The sequence below is a fragment of the Adlercreutzia sp. ZJ154 genome (genome assembly GCF_011039055.1).
Taxonomy (GTDB): domain Bacteria; phylum Actinomycetota; class Coriobacteriia; order Coriobacteriales; family Eggerthellaceae; genus Adlercreutzia_A.
Genome location: NZ_JAAKEF010000009.1, coordinates 1 through 17,366, shown reverse-complemented (window position 1 = coordinate 17,366; position 17,366 = coordinate 1). Strand labels below are relative to the sequence as shown.

The following is a 17,366-nucleotide window of genomic DNA, read 5'->3' as shown; positions in this document are numbered from 1 at the left end:
AGAGTCTCATTCCCGAAGCTTATTATAACGAAGGTGGCAACAATGGGCAGCAAGTCCTATCAATGCAACAGCCGAAACTCCAAGCGTAATGGCAGTAGATATTGCCATCATCTTTTTGGCAGAACCCACTTTGAAGGTTTCCATAGTTTCAAAATCAGTAGACTCAGCCGCGCAAATTAAATCTGCCTCGCTAGAATGTTCGCTTGCAGCACCGGGACTGTCGGACAGTAAATGCTGAGCATAAGGGAAACATACCAACTTTGCAGGATTAGACGAAAGCATACTTGAGTACCACGAAATGCTTTTCAGCGCGAAACCTTCCAGCGGAACGTCTAAGGCACTTGCCATTTCCTCTGGATAAAATGTCAGCGAAAAAGTATCAGCTTGGTCATACGACAATGTTTTGCCGTAAGCGATAGACAAGTTGCCCTCTATCCACATGCGTTTATCAAGGCTGCGCATTTCCGAACCATCAAGAGCAGCGGAAAATGCAGCATACGACTGCCCATCGCGCGCCGTCATATCAACCAGCATGCGTCCATCACTGGTTGTAGTAACAACAGAGTGGCTGGCAGAAGGTCCACGCAAACCAAAAGCGCGGTCATAGCTAATGGTGTCGCTAAGGTAATCAATAATTACCCAACTCATAAGACCAGTTGCTTCGTCTTCAGCCATCACATACAGCTCGGCACGGCTTCCCCAAAATGCGCTTGTATGCACGCGGAAGAAGCTCATAATTGCGTAATAAGCGGGCTCATCTCCCGCAAATACGCTACATTGCGCCAATTTAAACCCAGACGGAAGAAGCTGCGTGGCATACGTTTTGTCCGTAATTTCATAAACAAGAAAGAAAGCGTATGGCTCTACTATAAATCCCATATGCGGGGTTTTCTTGGTGGTACGTGCCATAATTTTGCGCTGAATGCCTTTTGGAACAACATCAAAAAACTGCTGCAAAAAATGTATGGAACCAACAGTCATCGGATCGACAAGTCGCTCGGTGCCTTTTGCGAATTTGTCATGGTTTGCGTTATATGCCATGGAAGTACCTTTCGTAGTGCCTACGTACATTTTAGAAACGCAGGCAAACGAAAGATTTAGGTGCGCAGCGTTGATGCGCAAGCGTGACTATAACGTTACCGTAATGATAATATCTTCAGCCGTTAATTACATGCGCCTTGCGAAGGCTGGAATTGCTTCATCCGGCGATAAAAAGTTGCTCGACTTACTTTTGCCATCTCCAAAGCTTCTTCCATTTTTATTTCGCCATTTTTGTACCGATCAATCGCGTCGATAAGTTTTATTTGATCTACCGCCTTTAAAGGGCGACCCAACTTTTGCAGGTTCATTGCAGTCTCAATACCCTCTCGGCGCCTATCATCAATGTATCTCTTTTCTTTCAAATAAATTGGAGTTAGCAATGCATAAAATTCGCCACGATTAGAATCGTCTATACGAAAGCCATCGCCATCTATAATGCGCCCGGCACAAATCGCTTCCAATATAATCCGTAGTGTTTCTGAAGATCTCAAACCAACATTACTTAAATCAGACACACTAAAAACCTCATCGTCTGTTTCTGATGCCATACGAACATATAAATTGTCACCCGAATAGCGCGTATTAGTACGTATTAACCACTCGAGACGATTTAGATATTCCATCCCTTCAGCGTCTAGTAGTTCTCGAATATCCTCGCGATTTTCCGCAGGCGTTCTTTCGCTAATAAACACAGGCGTAACATTTTTGCGAATGTATTCTTCTCTGTGTAAGTCCAAATTAATCCCGGGAATTCCTTGAAAAGAAGGAGATTCAAGTAAATCTATAACGCTATAGTTAGGCTTGATTGAGTATTCAAATGTTTCGTCTTCGTATTCAGTGTAACCAATCCGAGCAATGCAGTATTCAAATAGCACCTTAGGGTCCCGCAAGCAAATTATCCCTTGGGTTGTAATGCTTTTCATAAAGCCTCACCCCTAAAGGCGATGTAAGCATCATGCAAAATAATCTTATAGCGCAAATCTATCATCTTGATATAAAAATATCGCCGAATTTCACTAATGCCCGCAATATCGTTTATTAGATCATGCACTTTCCGAATATCCAAAGCATCCATAACATAACCAAGCGCAGCATTACACTCTGGAAATTCTCCAGAAGCAATAACCTCATAATACGAGCTTTTCTTTCCATGTAGTTTTATTTGGGATGTCGGAAATTCATATATGCGTCTTAGCATTTCGCTTTCATTATTTAAAACTTCTCTAATTGCATCATCATCACGAAGACGAGGAAAAAGGCACGCGCCATTATCAAAAATAGGAGCCATCGAATACGCATTGTCAATCTTTAGAAAGCCCCAATTTGCGCCATGTCTATCAAAATTGCCGACAAGCGCGTCAATAATATACATGCGCCAAAAGGTACTTATAGTTTCCGAAACATTTGTTAATTTACTATTGTCATGTAGCATACGCATAATATCTGTGTATTCATATTGATATCTTTCTTTATTTTCTTCTAGAGTACTTTCACCAACATCGTTAAATGGAACGAATTGAGCACCTTCGGTATTAAAATCACGGCATACAACAACGGGGCAACCGCTATATGTTCCCAAAATAGTATCTTGAGAATTTAATCCAGCCAGTTTGAATATATTAGAACCGATATGCTCTGAAATATGATTGAATCGCTTGCCAAACGCATCAACTTTTTGAAACTTTACCATATAGCAGTCGCCATTTATCAGGATGCCTTTCTTGCGTTCGCTTCCTGAATAATATCTACCACTATCTGGGAAAATGGCAAATTCCATATCCAATTCCTTGTCTCATAAATATATGCCAGTATTTATGAGATTATATATCAAACAATGTTTGTCTCATAATTAATAACTAGTATTTTTGAGAATTTAAGCAGGCAAAAGCGAGGGTATAATTCTTATCGAAAATATACCCAAAGGCAGCCAAAACATTATCAAACTGCTCGATATAATCGCTCATATAAGTTGGAATGTGCCTCTGCGCCATGAATTGCCGTATGCCCGTGCGCACCGTAATGCAATTTATTTTGAACAATTTTGAAGAACTTGATTGACTCAGTTGCATGGGGATTGTAGTCAACAGCAGTTGCGTACAGATTGAGCACCTGACGATACAGCATCTTTTCGGAGGAACGAATGTTGCGAATGCGATCGAAAAGTTCTTCGGCATCCTACATGTTAATAAAGCGCTAAGCACACCAATCACAAGCTTTCTTATGCAGTCTAGTCAGACCAACTCAATTCGGCACGCAGCGCGTGCCGAATTGAAAATCTTCGATAAAACCGGCGCATGTTACGCAAGACTAGTGCACACCCACGCACATACCATCGGCGCTTCACTAAGCGAAAGATTCACTCTCTAGCCAACTGTACACAGCGCGCACAAGCACAATTAGCATCCAAAGCTTTGCATCTCCCCTATCGGTCGACTCATCTTCGAGCACAATCAACATGCCCTCCAACACTTCTAACGCTTCCAAATTGTTCCTAATCATAATTGCCCCCTATGTTGAAGCTTTTAGCTTTGACGCTTTTTTGAGCTTTGAAAACACGGGCAATGTATTGCGAAACCACGCGTTAACTTAAAATGGCTAGAATCTTAGATACAAACGCTTGTCACTATTATTACCCAAATTGCTTAGGAGGAAGCGTGTACGAATTAAAAACCGAAGCATTCTTCGACTCGGCGCACTTCTTAGCCGACTATTACGGCAAATGTGAAAATCTACACGGGCATCGCTGGCGTATCGAAGTAACTATTAGCTCTCAAACACTAGGCGACGAAGGTACCGAACGCGATATGGTGTGCGATTTCTCGCAGTTCAAGCGCATAGTTCGCAGTTTGGCTGACGAATTCGACCATACATTTTTAATTGAAGAGGGCACGCTGAAGAAAAAAACCATCCGCGCACTTGAATCCGAAGGCTTCAGCTTAAAGATGCTGCCGTTTCGCACTACCGCAGAAAATTTGGCACGTTTCTTTTTCGACTGCCTTGTAGACATAGGATTGCCAGTTACGCGCGTGGAAGTTGACGAAACGCCGAATAATTGCGCCATATTTTGCAAATGACACATACATGAAACGAACTGTTGCGAAAATATAAACGACTAACTTATGCATGTAACTAAAAGGAGAACCTTAGATGACAAAAATAAACGAGAATTTTGCGAAATTACCCGGTAGCTACCTCTTCGCCGAAATTGCACGGCGCACCGAAACATATCAGCAAGCCCACCCAGATGCGAAACTAATAAAGCTAGGTATAGGCGATGTAACCCAGCCGCTTATTCCCGCTGTTGTAGAAGCAATGCACGAAGCGGTAGACGAGCAAACATCTTCCGACACGTTCAAGGGTTACGGTCCTTACGAAGGCTACGATTTTCTGCGTGAAGCAATTGCGAAAAACGATTTTCGGGCTCGCGGTGTAGACATATCACCCGACGAAATTTTTGTAAGCGACGGCGCAAAAAGCGACTGCGGCAATATAGGTGACATATTCTCGCGCGACAATAAAGTTGCCGTTTGTGACCCAGTTTATCCCGTATACGTTGACAGCAATGCCATAGAAGGACGAGCTGGCGAATACGACCCCAGCGCAGAGGCGTGGACAAACCTTGTATACATGCCCACCACAGCTGAAAACGATTTTTGCCCCGCGCTGCCCGACACAGATGTAGACCTAATTTATCTTTGCTCGCCCAATAACCCAACAGGAACCGCTCTTAACGTCGAACAACTACAACGCTGGGTAGACTACGCAAACGACCACGACGCCATAATCATGTTCGACGCAGCCTATGAGCGCTTCATCACCGAAGATAATCTACCGCACAGCATTTACGAAATCCCCGGCGCAAAAACATGCGCCATCGAATTCCGCAGCTTCAGCAAAACCGCCGGCTTCACCGGCATGCGCTGCGGTTACACAGTTATCCCGCGCGAACTAGAGCGCCAAGGTCAAAGCCTAAATTCGCTTTGGATGCGCCGACAATCTACAAAGTTCAACGGCGCGTCATACATAATCCAAAAAGGTGCCGCCGCCATTTATACACCCGAAGGCGCACGCCAAATACGCGAGGTAATAGATTTCTACCTGAATAATGCGCGCATAATTAAAGAGGGGTTAGAAAGCGCAGGGCTTCACGTATACGGTGCCGTAAACAGCCCGTATATATGGTGCAAAACGCCAAACGGAATGGGCAGCTGGGATTTCTTCAATAAGCTTCTTAAAGAAGCGAATGTTATAACAACTCCTGGTGCCGGGTTCGGACCAGCCGGTGAAGGCTACATACGCCTAACTGCATTCGGCGGTGCCGATGCCACCCGTGAAGCAGTAGAGCGCATAAAGAAGATTCTTTAATAGATGACACTAGCGCAAGCCAGCAAAATACTAACAGCCATTGGATATATCGCCTATCCTTTGCTGTTAGTTTTGCTTGCTATTTTCGACCGCCAAATGCTGTTGCGATGCATTGTTGTACCAGCTATAGGGTTTGTGGGTGTAAGTATATTTCGCAACATAGTAAACGCGCCGCGCCCCTACGAAGTAAATGGCACAGCCCCGCTTATACCGAAGGACACTCGCGGTCATTCATTCCCCAGCCGACACACATTTAGTATGTTCACTATTGCCTGCACATGGATGCTTTATCAACCAATTGTGGGAACTGCATTGCTTGTCCTAGCGTGCGTAATGGCGGTAATTCGCGTAGTAGGTGGCGTACACTTCCCACGTGATGTTATAGTTGGAGCAATTTCCGCTATTGTTATTTGCGCCGCGGGATATCTGCTTATCCCTTGGTAGCACTATAGAAAGACCAAATATGTCTGACAAAAAGAAAAAGAAGCGCGCGAAGAAAAGCAAGGACACGAAGCCAAAGAAGCTAAAAGACATGCATTGCACAGGCTGCAAAAAGCATTGCCCGTTAACTAAGCCAAAATGCAAGAAGGGCAAAAATCAGGCGGAAGCGGCGCTAGAAATTTTGCGCAAAAAGTGAAAAGCAACAGCCATTATTACTAAACCTACCGCATCGAAGCCAACAAAGCGCGCGATGCTTTGGCTTAACACTTGAAGGCTGGCATCTAGCGTGGAAGCGATAAACAATTCGCCACAAAGCCCTATAGCCTGCTGAACCAAAATTACAACGCCAAGCACCTTGAACCGAAGCGGTTTCCAAATAAAAGCCGGATATGTGGCATTCCACATAAGAAACGCCACGCCTAATCCTTGAATGGCAGCCGCAGCGCCACCACCCTGCAGCTGATATGCGCCTATATAAGCCGAAGGCCAACAAATGAATTGCACAGCACACATCACATTCCACGCAAAAACAATTGAAAACGCTATGCGCACCACCCAAACAGCAACCTTAGTGTTCAAACGCCACTCCCAGTTCAAATTCGCGCTAGTATTTTAACTAGTAACTTAACTAGCCTTTTATAAGCATGTCTTCCATTACTTGGCTGGCAACAGCATCGCCCGCCAACGCACGCAGCAGTTCTACGCCGAATTCCAGCGCATAAGCAGGACCACTAGCCGTAATAAGATTGCCATCTTTACATACGTCCTGACCGCAATATACGCCTTCGGGAAAATCGGTTTCACATCCGGGATAGCACGTTGCTTTGCGTCCATGCAGCAAACCGAGCGAACTCAAAATTGTTGGTCCGGCACATATGGCAGCCACCATACGACCGCCATCATCCATAAACTTTGGCAGCGCTGCAGTCAATTTGTCGCACTTGCTCAAATTCGCCACGCCGCCCATACCGCCCGGCAGGCATATCGCATCGAATTCCATCAGGTCGGTGTCTGCCACAACCGCATCAACCACAACCGTAATTCCCTGCGCTGCAATAACGTGCTTCGTTGGCATTACAGAGACTAATGTAACGTCCACACCACCGCGCCGCAGCACATCAGTTGGACACATAGCTTCTATTGGCTCGAACCCATCTCCTAGCATTATTGCCAGTTTCATCTATATCGTCTCCATTCATGTGTTCGCTTACCCAAACATTATTAGTACAGTAGCTATAATAGCTTGACTGCGAATCTTGAAAGGAATCGAAATGACAAAGGACAAGAAGATGCCAGAAAACCCTGTTGTTGCTGTGGCGGGAGCCACCGGTGCTGTAGGCGCTGAATTCCTCAAGGTTCTGCATGATGTAAATTTCCCGGCATCTGAAGTGCGCGCCTTGGCAAGTGCGCGCTCCGCCGGTAAAGAGCTGGAATTTGAGGGCTGCGGCAATGTTTCTGCCGGCAAGCTTGTTGTGCAGGAAATGACGTCCGAATCTTTCAAAGGCGTAGACATAGCGCTGTTTAGCGCGGGCGCTAGCGTGTCGAAGGCAATGCGTGAAGCTGTCGTGAATGCCGGTGCCATTATGATAGACAACTCCAGTGCTTTTCGCATGGACCCAGATGTGCCGCTAGTGGTGCCCGAGGTTAATCCACAAGACATTCAGTGGCATTCGGGCGTTATAGCTAATCCGAATTGTTCAACAATTCAAATGGTAGTGGCGCTAAAGCCCCTTTACAATTTATCACGTATTAAGCGCGTAGTAGTGTCTACCTATCAAGCGGCAAGCGGTGCAGGTGCACCCGCTATGGCAGAGTTGTACGATCAGACTCGCGAATTTTTAGACGGAACACCGGAAGACGAACTTACCATTAACGCTTTCCAACATCGCATAGCATTTAACTGCATTCCCCACATAGACGTGCCGATGGAAGACGGCTCGACTAAAGAGGAATGGAAAATGGTGGTAGAAACGAAAAAGATTATGGGCGATGCCGATTTAGCTGTTTGCGCCACATGTGTGCGTGTGCCCGTGCTGCGCTGCCACGGTGAAGCCATAAATGTAGAATTTGAAGACGACGTTACAGTAGAACAGGCACGCGCAGCGCTCAGTTCGGCACACGGCGTACAAGTTATGGATAATTTGGAAAACTGCGAATACCCAATGCCCGGCATTTTGGCAGGTACCGACGGTGTTTTTGTTGGTCGCCTGCGCCGCGACAACAGCGTAGAGCATGGTCTTGCTTTCTGGAATGTAGCAGACCAAATTCGCAAAGGCGCAGCGCTGAACGCAGTACAAATTGCACAGCTGCTAGTTTCTTAGTACAAGTTGTCCGCTAGGTATATGGGTGAGGGTGTGCTCACAAAGCGAGTTCCGCAGCGAACAGAAATGTCCTGTGGACATTTCTGCCGAGCGAGGACTGTAGAGCGACTGAGCCTTCCTCACCCATATACCCAGCAGGTGTCCGGATGACATAAAAACATATCTATAGTTATGAAGTTGTTCCACCCTAGTAGTTACAGTCCTAAAATTTAGATAGGCAGTATTTTGGCTCAGAAGAAAATACGTTTAGACGAACTGCTAATTAAACGAGGCATTTGCACTAATGCCGAAGAAGCGCTGCGTCGCGTATTGGCGCACGAAGTTCGTGTAGAAGACGTATACGCATCAAGTGCCGCTATGATGGTGCCACCAAATGCAGATCTATTCGTAAAGCACGAAAAGCAATTTGTATCGCGCGGAGGTCATAAACTGCAAGGTGCGCTGAACGCATTCGGGCAAAACGTTAGTAACATGCGCTGCATAGATATAGGCTCTTCTACAGGTGGGTTTACAGATTGCCTTCTACAGGCTGGCGCAAAAAGCGTTACGTGTGTAGATGTAAATTACGGACAACTTGCGTGGAGCATCCGTACAGACCCACGCATTGAAGTATTTGAGCGCACAAATATAAAATTGGCAAATCCGCAAGAGTTAGGCGCACCATTTGACCTAATAGTGATAGATGTAAGTTTTATTGGGCTTGCTAGTTTAGCGCCCATATTTCCCAAGCTAGCCCAACGCGGCAGCGTTTTTATTGGGCTAGTGAAGCCGCAATTTGAATCGCGCCACGAAGAAACTGACCGAGGTGTTGTGCGCAACGAAACAATTCGTGTTCGCACAGTGGCAGAAGTAAAAGAAGCCCTCGAAAAAGAGGGCTTCCGCGTAACCAACACGCAAAAATCTTCCATAACCGGACCTAAAGGCAACGTGGAATACCTAGTGCGCGCCGTTTTTGAAGGCTAGAATTACAAACCCATTTCGGCTTTCATCTTCGCCAACGCATCATCTACCGCAGCCGTGCTGCCAGCCTCTTCGTATTTGCGGGCTAGTTCATCAGCGCTATCTTTCGGCTGAGCGTTCAATTCTGCCATCGCATTGCTCTTATCTAGCATTGCGTCAGCCTTGCTCTCCATGCGATTAAACGCATTCATAGCGCCTTCAGCCTTAGCACCCGACGCAGAAATGTCGTTTACTTTATCCTGCGTCTTCGCAACAGCCACTTTCGCCTTTATTGCCTCTTGCCTACCCTTTAGAAGCTCTATGTCGGACACAAGCTTGTCGTGCATTTGACGCATTTTATCAGCATTGGCTTTTGCCGCCTCATACGCTGAAGTTAAGCCTTCATTCTTTGCCTCTAGCTGCTGCTTCTTTGCCAAGAACTGACGCGCGTCATCTTCATTTCCCGCCTGCAGCGCTTTGCGTGCAAGACCATCGTATTTAGCCATCTCGCCAGCATTTTCATCCACCAAGCGCTTGCATCTAGTTTCTTCAGCCATAACGCCAGCCGTGGCTTCCTTAACTTCAGCCAAGCTTTCAGTAAGTTCACGCATATACTGATCTACCATTTTCGCCGGATCTTCGGCTTTATCCAGAAGATCATTGATATTCGCCTTTATAATCGAAGCGAATCTATCCAGTATTCCTGCCATTTTCAACTCCTATTCCGGCTTATCAGCCTTATTGTCCGCCACAGCGGTATTAACACCATCGTTATGCGCCCCTGATGCCGCAGCGCCATCCTCGTACTTTTTCTCAAGCTCTTCTAAATCTTTGTCGCCGAATTGATCAAGCGGTGTGTTCAGTATGCGCTCCATTCGATCGGCTTCGCGCTTTTTCGCATCGCGCCCGCGCTTTATAAGCAGCGCCACTATAACGACCACAATAACAACGCCGGCAACAATCGCTATCGGAATAACCGGATTTATAGTTTTGCTCATTATGTGATCGGCGGTCTGAGAAAACGTGTTGCTAAATATTTGCTCTTCGCTTAGCGACATATCGTCGTAGTTAATTTCCAAATAAGCGGCTAATATTTGCAGCGCTTCATCGTCTATAACCGATCGAGCCGCTTGACCACCATAGTAGCCGCAGTTGTAGCCACCAGAGTTGTTGTCACAAAACACTAGTAAGAAATGCGCATCGTCGGTGAACAACTCGCCGTAAAACTGCTGAGCCATATCGGTTAACTGCTGACTAGATGTGGTATAGCCATTCGGAAGAATATACACATAGGGCCACACACCGGTTTCATCATAGAAATGGCGAAGACCCTCTTCCAGTTTCGCAGGAGTATGTATCCAGTCGCCATCTTCGTCGGTGTAGTATTCGCTAACCTCGGCAGCTCCTGCAGGTAAAGGAGTGCGATCTACCGTAGAAGCCGGCACAGACGATGTACCCGAGAACACCGCAATAATAATTGCAAGCACAACTACTGCAAGCACAATCCAAAGACAGCCCAAGTTGTTTGACTGTTTGGAATTAGGATCGCGCATTCCGCCATCCGACGGACCGCCAGACCCCGGACCACCCGGACCGCCAGACCCCGCGCCGCCGCCGCCACCGTCTTGCGGCTGCTGAACCACAACGGTTTGACCGCGCGATGAACCTAAAAGGTTTCCCCACAGAAAACCGCCAAGCCAACTTCCGCCGCCGCCATAGCCGCCGCCATAAGACGGACCGCCGCCCGCGCTTCTGCCGCCGCCTCTGTTACCGCCACCAAAACTTCCGCCAAAACCGCCGCCTCCGCTAGAGAATCCGCCACCGAATCCTCCGCCGCCGAAGCTGCCACCACCTGATCTGCCCATATTTAAGCACCTTTCGCGTGTGTCTATATTATTATGAGCGAAATTTCGGATATTTGTCGAATAAGATGCATTATCCAGATACGTTACATGCAACAGCGCCTATTATCCAGATACGTTACATGCAACAGCGCCTAGCATGTTTTCTCTTTTTAAGCGCAAACGTATGGCTTGCGGGCATTATAATAGTGCGTTGGTTTGATTAACTGCGAGAAAGATTTGGAAGAGCGTTGACTCTTATAGTTGCAAAATTCGGCGGCACATCGGTTGCATCGCCCGAGCGCATTAAAAACGTTGCAAAACGCCTAGCGCGCATGAAAGAGAACGGCGACAAAGTTGTAGCCGTAGTGTCTGCCATGGGCAAAACAACTGACGAGCTTATGGGGCTAGCGAATGCCGTAAACACAAACCCGCCGGCGCGCGAACTGGATCGCCTGCTGTCAACCGGCGAACAGGTTTCTATGACACTGTTGGCGCTATCGCTTGAAAGCATGGGGCTGCGTGCCATGAGCTTCACAGGTCGCCAAGCAGGCATAGAAACGAATGGCACGCACAACAAAGCCAGAATAGTGAAAGTACACAACGAACGCATACTTAACGCACTAGAAGCTGACATAATACCGGTTGTAGCGGGCTTTCAGGGAATTGATGCGAATGGCGATATAACAACGCTAGGTCGCGGTGGCTCTGACACCACAGCTGTTGCTGTTGCTTGGGGTATCGGCGCCGATGTTTGCGAAATATATTCCGACGTAGATGGCGTATACACAACAGACCCGCGCATTGCGCCGCGCGCACGCAAACTGAACGAAATTTCTTACGACGATATGCTGGAGTTATCCAGCGCAGGCAGCGGCGTGCTTCAAAGCCGCGCCGTGGAATTCGCCAAAAAATGGGGCGTAGTAATACATTCGCGCTCGGCTTTTTCCGATGCGCCCGGCACCTATATCAAGGAGGATCCAAAAATGGAGGAAGCCGTTATAACCGGCATTGCACACGACACTTCCGAGATAAAGGTGACTATACGCCACGTGCCCGACGCTGTAGGCGTTGCGGCAAAAGTATTCAGCGCACTGGCTGCCAATATGGTGAACATGGATATGATTATCCAAAACACATCCCGCGACGGGGCAACCGACATTTCATTTACATGCCCCGCATCCGATCTGGCACGCGCCCGTGAAACGCTTGACGTAATTATTCCGGAAATTGGTGCCGATTCGGTAGACGTAGAAGAAGACATTGCCAAGATAAGTCTGGTGGGCACAGGCATGAAATCTTCGCCGGGCGTATCAGCGCTGGCTTTCCGCACGCTGGGCGAAAACAACATAAATATAATGGCAATATCTACATCGCCGATTAGACTTTCTATGGTTATAGATTCTGCCGAAACTCAACGCGCGGTGCAGCTGTTACACACCGCATTTGACCTAGATTCCGACAGCATATTTGAAGAAACGCAACTATCCGCCGAAGAAATTGCCGCCAAAATGGCAAAAGGTCGCTAGCGCAACAGCAGCAACAGACAGCCATTATTACCACTCTAGGGTTTCAGCGCTATCTGGGTTGTCGTTTACAGTTACAGCAGCCACATGACCCTCATGTACGCGAATTACCCTATCGGCTATGCGCTCGAACGCCTGATTGTGGGTAATAACCATAACGGTTTTGCCGGTGTTGTGGCATGTGTCCTGTAGAAGTTTTAGGATAGCCTTACCCGTTTCATAATCGAGCGCGCCTGTGGGCTCGTCGCAAAGCAGCAACTTAGGGTTCTTCGCCAATGCACGCGCAATGGCTACGCGCTGCTGCTCACCACCGGAAAGCTGCCCGGGAAAGTTGTCTATCCTGTGCCCAAGCCCAACAGAGCGCAGCGCATCGCCCGCATCCAGCGGATCTTTGCATATCTGATTAGCCAACTCTACATTCTCTAGCGCGGTCAGATTAGCCACCAGATTGTAGAACTGAAAAACAAAACCTATATCGTAGCGGCGATAAAACGTAACTTCTTTGGGTGTGTAGTCGCTAACACGCACGCCGTCCAACTCTATGCTGCCCGACGTTACGGTGTCCATACCGCCTATCATATTCAAAAGCGTAGTCTTTCCACTGCCCGAAGGTCCAACCACCACCACAAATTCACCGGCATTAACGTCGAAAGTCATGCTGCGCACAGCGGGTACTTCCACCTCGCCCATCTTGTATGTTTTACAAAGGTCACGCACTTCCAAAAATGCCATTTCTACTCCCTACTGTTGCGCCCTAATGAATAATTGCCACAAGTCTTGCTCCGTGAAGCCCGGCGAGGCGAACCGCAAGTCTTGCTCCGTGAAGCGGAGTGAAGGCTGCGAAGCTTCTGAACGTAGCTTCACGGGGCAAGATTTCCAAAACTCCCTATTCATTCGACTTCAAACTTTCAACCATATCTATATTGGCGAGTTTGCGCATCATGACCAGCATAACCAAAACAGTGAACAACATTGTTAGCAAGAAGGCGAAAACGAAGCTTAGAATATGGATATCGCGACCAAACATAACTTGATTAACCTCAGCCGTAACAACCACAAAATTCTCTAGGAAAATTCCCAGCACAAGCCCTACAAGTGCGCCTAAAACAGACAGAATAATAGTCTCGCGGAATATGTATATCTGCACTTCGCGTGCCGTGAATCCTAAAACTTTCAGCGTGGCTATTTCGCGCACACGCTCGGTAATGTTTATGTTGGTAAGATTGTAAAGCACAATGAAGGCAAGCATTGCCGCTGCCAAAATAAGCACAACCACAACCATATTCACAGAGCTTAGCGCCGATTTGTAGCTATCTATTGTTTCGTCGTTATAAGCCACCGTGCGCACGCTATCTATTTGCTGCATTTCAGCATCCAACTTGCCGCGCACATCGGCATCTTCGGGAATATTTGCATACACAGTGCTGAATTGCGGGTTGGCGCCAAAAGCCTTTTCGTAAGCCGAAGCAGACATAAAAACACTGTGTCCCACATAGTTTTCAACTATGCCCGTTACTGGCACAGCAAATACCTGATCTGTAGCGTTACCCATATCGTCTTTCACAGCCAGTACAACATTGTCGCCCACACTTATTTCGTTTTCAGCAGCCAACTTTTCTGTAACTACTGCACCTTCATTTTGCAAATGCACGTCTTCCCCAGAAAGGCGGTTCTTCAGCGCCCATATCTTGGAAAATTCCTGTTCGTTTTCGGGCACAATAACTTCAGTGGTTAGGTCTTCCTTATTCGGGTTTGCCTGCACAGCACCCGATCCACCACCCACAGTAACCATCAGTTCCACGTGTGCATCAACTTGCGTATCGGCACCTACGCTAGCTATGGCATCGTTTACAGCCTGCTTGTCGGCATCGGAGGCATCTTCCTCTTCTGTAACAACCACTGTATATTTCACGATTTGCCCATAATGCTTATCTATTATGTCGTTGATGGAATCTTGCAAACCGAAGCCGGTTAGCAGCAGCGCGGTACAGCCCGCAATGCCGACTATGGTCATTATCAAACGCTTCTTATAGCGGAAAATGTTGCGGCATGTAACCTTCCATAAAAACGACAGCTTATTCCACACGGGGCGCACGCGCTCTAGCAAAATACGCTTACCCGCCTTCGGCGCAGGCGGCAGCATAAGAGCCGCTGGCGATTCCCTAAGTGTGGAAATTGCGGCAGCAGCCGTAGCGATAAGAGTAATACCCACACCCATGCCTGCCGACAAAAGCGCAACCTGCCAATCCATCTGCAAGCCAGCAGTGGGCACAATATAAACTATTGAATATGCCGACATAATAATAGCCGGCAGCGTAAATGCCAGCGCCGCAATGCCCACAACAGAACCCGCAATGCTTGCGGAAGCCGCATATATTAGGTATTTCGATGTTATGCGCGACCGCGAATAACCCAACGCTTTATATGTGCCTATAAGCATGCGCTCTTCATCGACCATGCGCGTCATGGTGGTAAGCGACACAAGGGCAGCCACTAGGAAAAATATTAGCGGGAATACGGCGGCAATGTGCCCTATACGCGTGGAATCTTGAGCGAAACTTTCAACGCCGTAATTCTTCGTGCGGTCCATAACAAGCCAATCGGGCTTCTCAATAGCATCTATGTCAGCTTGAGCATCCGCTAGTTCGGCTTCGGCATCAGCAAATTCCGCATTTGCCTTTTCGCGATTTTCCTCGTATTCCGCCAAACCCGACTCGTAATCTGCTTTTCCCTGTTTTAGCTGCGCGCGCCCGCTAGACAAATCGGATTCAGCTTTGTCTAGCTTCTTTTGCGCGGCATCAAGCTGCACATTTGCTTGCGCACGCTGCTCTTCTAGCTGCTGCCGTCCAGCAGCTAGCTGCGTTTCGCCCTGCGCCACTTGGTCTAAACCCGCATTTACCTTTGCAAGCCCTGCCTGCACTTCGGCTAGCTGCTGCTGGAGCGCCGGGTTGGTTGGATCAAGCACAAGAGCCTGCTGAAGTTGCGCCTGCGCCGCTTCCAGCTGTTGTCGCTGCGTGGTAAGTGCGGTCTTTGTTGATTCCAGCTGTGCCGCCTGATTATCAATTTCGCTTTGCGCATCAGCCAATTGCTTCTTAGCCGCGCTGCGCTGCTCTTCCAGCTGCACCTTCCCGCTGTCGTATTCGCGCTGACCTTGATTTATCTTGCGCTCGCTTTCCCGAATTTGGGAAAGCGCATCGTCAAGTTTGCGCTGCGCGTCAGCCAGCTGACTTTCTGCATCAGCCCGCTCGGCATTGTATTCGCTTCGCGCATCGTCAAGTTCGCGCTGCGCATCGGCTTTCAATTCGTCAACCCTAGCCTGTTCGCGCGCATCGGCTATGGACTCTATGCGGCTTAGCACGAAAGCCACCGCGTCGTTATAACCTTCGCTGCCAGATTCAAGTTGTTTCGCACCCGAAACGGATATAAATGCCTCGGTTATGGGATAGTCGGCAGAAAAATCGCTAGCAGGAATATACATAAACTGTTGAATAACGCCCGAACCGAGCGAAGTTGAACCCATAGAGGTAGACGATGTGTAATACGACGAACTTACCGTACCCACAATTGTGAATTGCGTCCGGTTCAGTGTGTCGGATAATTCGGTGGTGCCTTCAATAAGCGTTATGGTGTCACCCAACCCTACAGGACCATTCATTATGCGGTCGGCTGAAATAACGCATTCGCCCGATGCGCTAGGCATACGCCCATCTACCAGAACCAAATCGTTAATGCGCTGTTCGTTGGCACTAGAATCATCCAACGAATGAATGCGAAACGTGTAAGGCTCGTCATTCACTTCGCCTTGAGCATCAGTCTCCCAAGCTGCCTGCACATCTTCTACGCCTTCAATTTGCCGCAACGCCTCAATATCAGAATCGGAAAGACCCATAGTAGACACAACACGTATGTCAAACAGATTGGTTTCGTCGTAGAATTTATCAGCAGCAAGGCGCATGTCGGGCGCGGTCATTTGAAGACCTGCGTAGAAACCCACCCCCAGCGCAACTATTGCAAAGATCGCAATAAAGCGCCCAAGTGAATGGGTAATAGAGCGCCACACCTCTTTATTAAAAGCCGTATGCTTCATGTTTGAATGATATCGTACATTTAGCACGCTTCCGCATTATTCTTAATAAAAGTTTGCCATACCAATAAAGTGCCGTTACTTTGCTTATTAAAAGTTGCCAAGGATGCCAGCTTTCTGCAAGATTTACACTCATTAAAAGTTGCAACTATGAGGATTTATGGTGCAGCGAGTGTTGCATGTAGTTGGTTTTGTGCCAAGGTTTGTATGTTACTCAATATCGCATTTTTGATACACAGCTATAAGGTTTGCAATCTAGTCTTGATTAGAAGATTTATAAGTCTTCTAGAGAAAGAATAGATTGCTATGGATAAAGAAAAGTTTGTTTCTATTACTAATCAATTTATGTTCAATCGTGTAATGATTCAAAAAGATATATGCAAAGACTTTCTAGAGTGTGTATTGAATAAACAAATTGATGACCTAATTTACAAAAACGCTGAACAAGCAATAGAGCCTAGGCTAGATTTTAAGAGTGTGCGTCTTGATTTGTTTGCTAAGACAAAACATGAAGTTTTTGACATAGAACTACAAATTCAACAAAGAGCAGATATCGCTAGGAGATATAGATACTATCAAGCATCTATTGATACTACATCGCTAGATAAAGGAGCAGACTACGATAAGCTACCCACAAGCTATATTATATTTGTTTGCAATCACGACCCTTTCAAAGCAGGACTTCCTGTATATGAAATAGAACCAATATGTAGACAAGATAGTACTTTAGATATAGACAGCGGCATACACTGGATTGCTCTTAACTGTAAAGACTATGCAAAGACAAAAGATAAGCACCTGCTTTCTT

At 47.2% G+C, this 17,366-nt stretch carries 17 protein-coding genes and 1 pseudogene; 7 read left to right on the top strand and 11 right to left on the bottom strand.

Annotation, left to right across the window (positions count from 1 at the left end):
* Positions 1–6 precede the first annotated feature (6 nt).
* The 5 genes and pseudogenes from G7Y37_RS05195 to G7Y37_RS05175 form a co-directional block, all read right to left on the bottom strand.
* Positions 7–1,041 carry a hypothetical protein gene (locus tag G7Y37_RS05195; protein WP_165062414.1) on the bottom strand — a complete coding sequence of 345 codons (1,035 nt, stop codon included), beginning with the start codon at positions 1,039–1,041 and terminating at the stop codon, positions 7–9.
* Between the two features lie 122 nt (positions 1,042–1,163).
* The gene (locus G7Y37_RS05190) at positions 1,164–1,964 is read right to left on the bottom strand and encodes a recombinase family protein (RefSeq protein WP_165062413.1); all 801 of its coding nucleotides are present in this window, start codon (positions 1,962–1,964) and stop codon (positions 1,164–1,166) included.
* Positions 1,961–2,818 (bottom strand): HipA domain-containing protein, encoded by an 858-nt coding sequence (locus tag G7Y37_RS05185; protein WP_165062412.1) that lies wholly within the window; start codon positions 2,816–2,818, stop codon positions 1,961–1,963. Before G7Y37_RS05185 ends, G7Y37_RS05190 begins: the two co-directional genes overlap by 4 nt.
* Before the next feature lie 161 nt (positions 2,819–2,979).
* A pseudogene (gene rhuM / locus G7Y37_RS09315) lies at positions 2,980–3,198 on the bottom strand (RhuM family protein); the annotation flags it as partial.
* A gap of 186 nt (positions 3,199–3,384) precedes the next feature.
* Positions 3,385–3,540 carry a hypothetical protein gene (locus G7Y37_RS05175; RefSeq protein ID WP_165062411.1) on the bottom strand — a complete coding sequence of 52 codons (156 nt, stop codon included), beginning with the start codon at positions 3,538–3,540 and terminating at the stop codon, positions 3,385–3,387.
* A 155-nt stretch (positions 3,541–3,695) separates the two neighbouring features.
* On the opposite strand from G7Y37_RS05175, the gene queD reads away from it, so the two are divergent.
* The 3 genes from queD (at position 3,696) to G7Y37_RS05160 (ending at position 5,850) form a co-directional block, all read left to right on the top strand.
* Entirely contained in the window at positions 3,696–4,115 is a 420-nt protein-coding gene (queD, locus tag G7Y37_RS05170) for a 6-carboxytetrahydropterin synthase QueD (RefSeq protein WP_165062410.1), read from the top strand.
* A 73-nt stretch (positions 4,116–4,188) separates the two neighbouring features.
* Positions 4,189–5,406, top strand: coding sequence for an LL-diaminopimelate aminotransferase (locus tag G7Y37_RS05165; RefSeq protein WP_165062409.1), 1,218 nt, complete (start codon positions 4,189–4,191; stop codon positions 5,404–5,406).
* A gap of 3 nt (positions 5,407–5,409) precedes the next feature.
* On the top strand, positions 5,410–5,850 hold the full coding sequence (locus G7Y37_RS05160; protein WP_165062408.1) for a phosphatase PAP2 family protein: 441 nt from the start codon (positions 5,410–5,412) through the stop codon (positions 5,848–5,850).
* Between the two features lie 153 nt (positions 5,851–6,003).
* Here the strand turns inward: G7Y37_RS05160 and G7Y37_RS05155 are convergent, their stop codons facing one another.
* Entirely contained in the window at positions 6,004–6,426 is a 423-nt protein-coding gene (locus tag G7Y37_RS05155; RefSeq protein ID WP_241156021.1) for a hypothetical protein, read from the bottom strand.
* Positions 6,427–6,475: 49 nt separating this feature from the next.
* Positions 6,476–7,027 carry a DJ-1 family glyoxalase III gene (locus G7Y37_RS05150; RefSeq protein ID WP_165062406.1) on the bottom strand — a complete coding sequence of 184 codons (552 nt, stop codon included), beginning with the start codon at positions 7,025–7,027 and terminating at the stop codon, positions 6,476–6,478.
* A 91-nt stretch (positions 7,028–7,118) separates the two neighbouring features.
* Between G7Y37_RS05150 and G7Y37_RS05145 the strand changes: the two genes are divergently transcribed.
* Positions 7,119–8,168 carry an aspartate-semialdehyde dehydrogenase gene (locus tag G7Y37_RS05145; RefSeq protein ID WP_165062405.1) on the top strand — a complete coding sequence of 350 codons (1,050 nt, stop codon included), beginning with the start codon at positions 7,119–7,121 and terminating at the stop codon, positions 8,166–8,168.
* A gap of 225 nt (positions 8,169–8,393) precedes the next feature.
* A complete protein-coding gene (locus G7Y37_RS05140) occupies positions 8,394–9,131 on the top strand; it encodes a TlyA family RNA methyltransferase (protein WP_165062404.1) in 738 nt (245 codons plus the stop codon).
* A gap of 2 nt (positions 9,132–9,133) precedes the next feature.
* Here the strand turns inward: G7Y37_RS05140 and G7Y37_RS05135 are convergent, their stop codons facing one another.
* Together G7Y37_RS05135 and G7Y37_RS05130 are read right to left on the bottom strand one after the other, a co-directional pair.
* On the bottom strand, positions 9,134–9,817 hold the full coding sequence (locus tag G7Y37_RS05135; RefSeq protein ID WP_165062403.1) for a PspA/IM30 family protein: 684 nt from the start codon (positions 9,815–9,817) through the stop codon (positions 9,134–9,136).
* 9 nt (positions 9,818–9,826) lie between these two features.
* A complete protein-coding gene (locus tag G7Y37_RS05130) occupies positions 9,827–10,972 on the bottom strand; it encodes a hypothetical protein (protein ID WP_165062402.1) in 1,146 nt (381 codons plus the stop codon).
* Between the two features lie 227 nt (positions 10,973–11,199).
* Here G7Y37_RS05130 and G7Y37_RS05125 point away from each other — a divergent pair, with 227 nt between their 5' ends.
* Complete coding sequence (locus G7Y37_RS05125) at positions 11,200–12,477, top strand: aspartate kinase (protein ID WP_165062401.1); 1,278 nt, start codon at positions 11,200–11,202, stop codon at positions 12,475–12,477.
* 27 nt (positions 12,478–12,504) lie between these two features.
* Here G7Y37_RS05125 and G7Y37_RS05120 read toward each other — a convergent pair whose 3' ends face one another.
* A complete protein-coding gene (locus G7Y37_RS05120) occupies positions 12,505–13,206 on the bottom strand; it encodes an ABC transporter ATP-binding protein (RefSeq protein WP_165062400.1) in 702 nt (233 codons plus the stop codon).
* Positions 13,207–13,360: 154 nt separating this feature from the next.
* Positions 13,361–16,588, bottom strand: a complete 3,228-nt coding sequence (locus tag G7Y37_RS05115) for an FtsX-like permease family protein (protein ID WP_241156019.1) — start codon at positions 16,586–16,588, stop codon at positions 13,361–13,363.
* A gap of 276 nt (positions 16,589–16,864) precedes the next feature.
* On the opposite strand from G7Y37_RS05115, the gene G7Y37_RS05110 reads away from it, so the two are divergent.
* A partial coding sequence (locus G7Y37_RS05110) for an Rpn family recombination-promoting nuclease/putative transposase (protein WP_165062399.1) occupies positions 16,865–17,366 on the top strand: 502 nt, incomplete at its 3' end.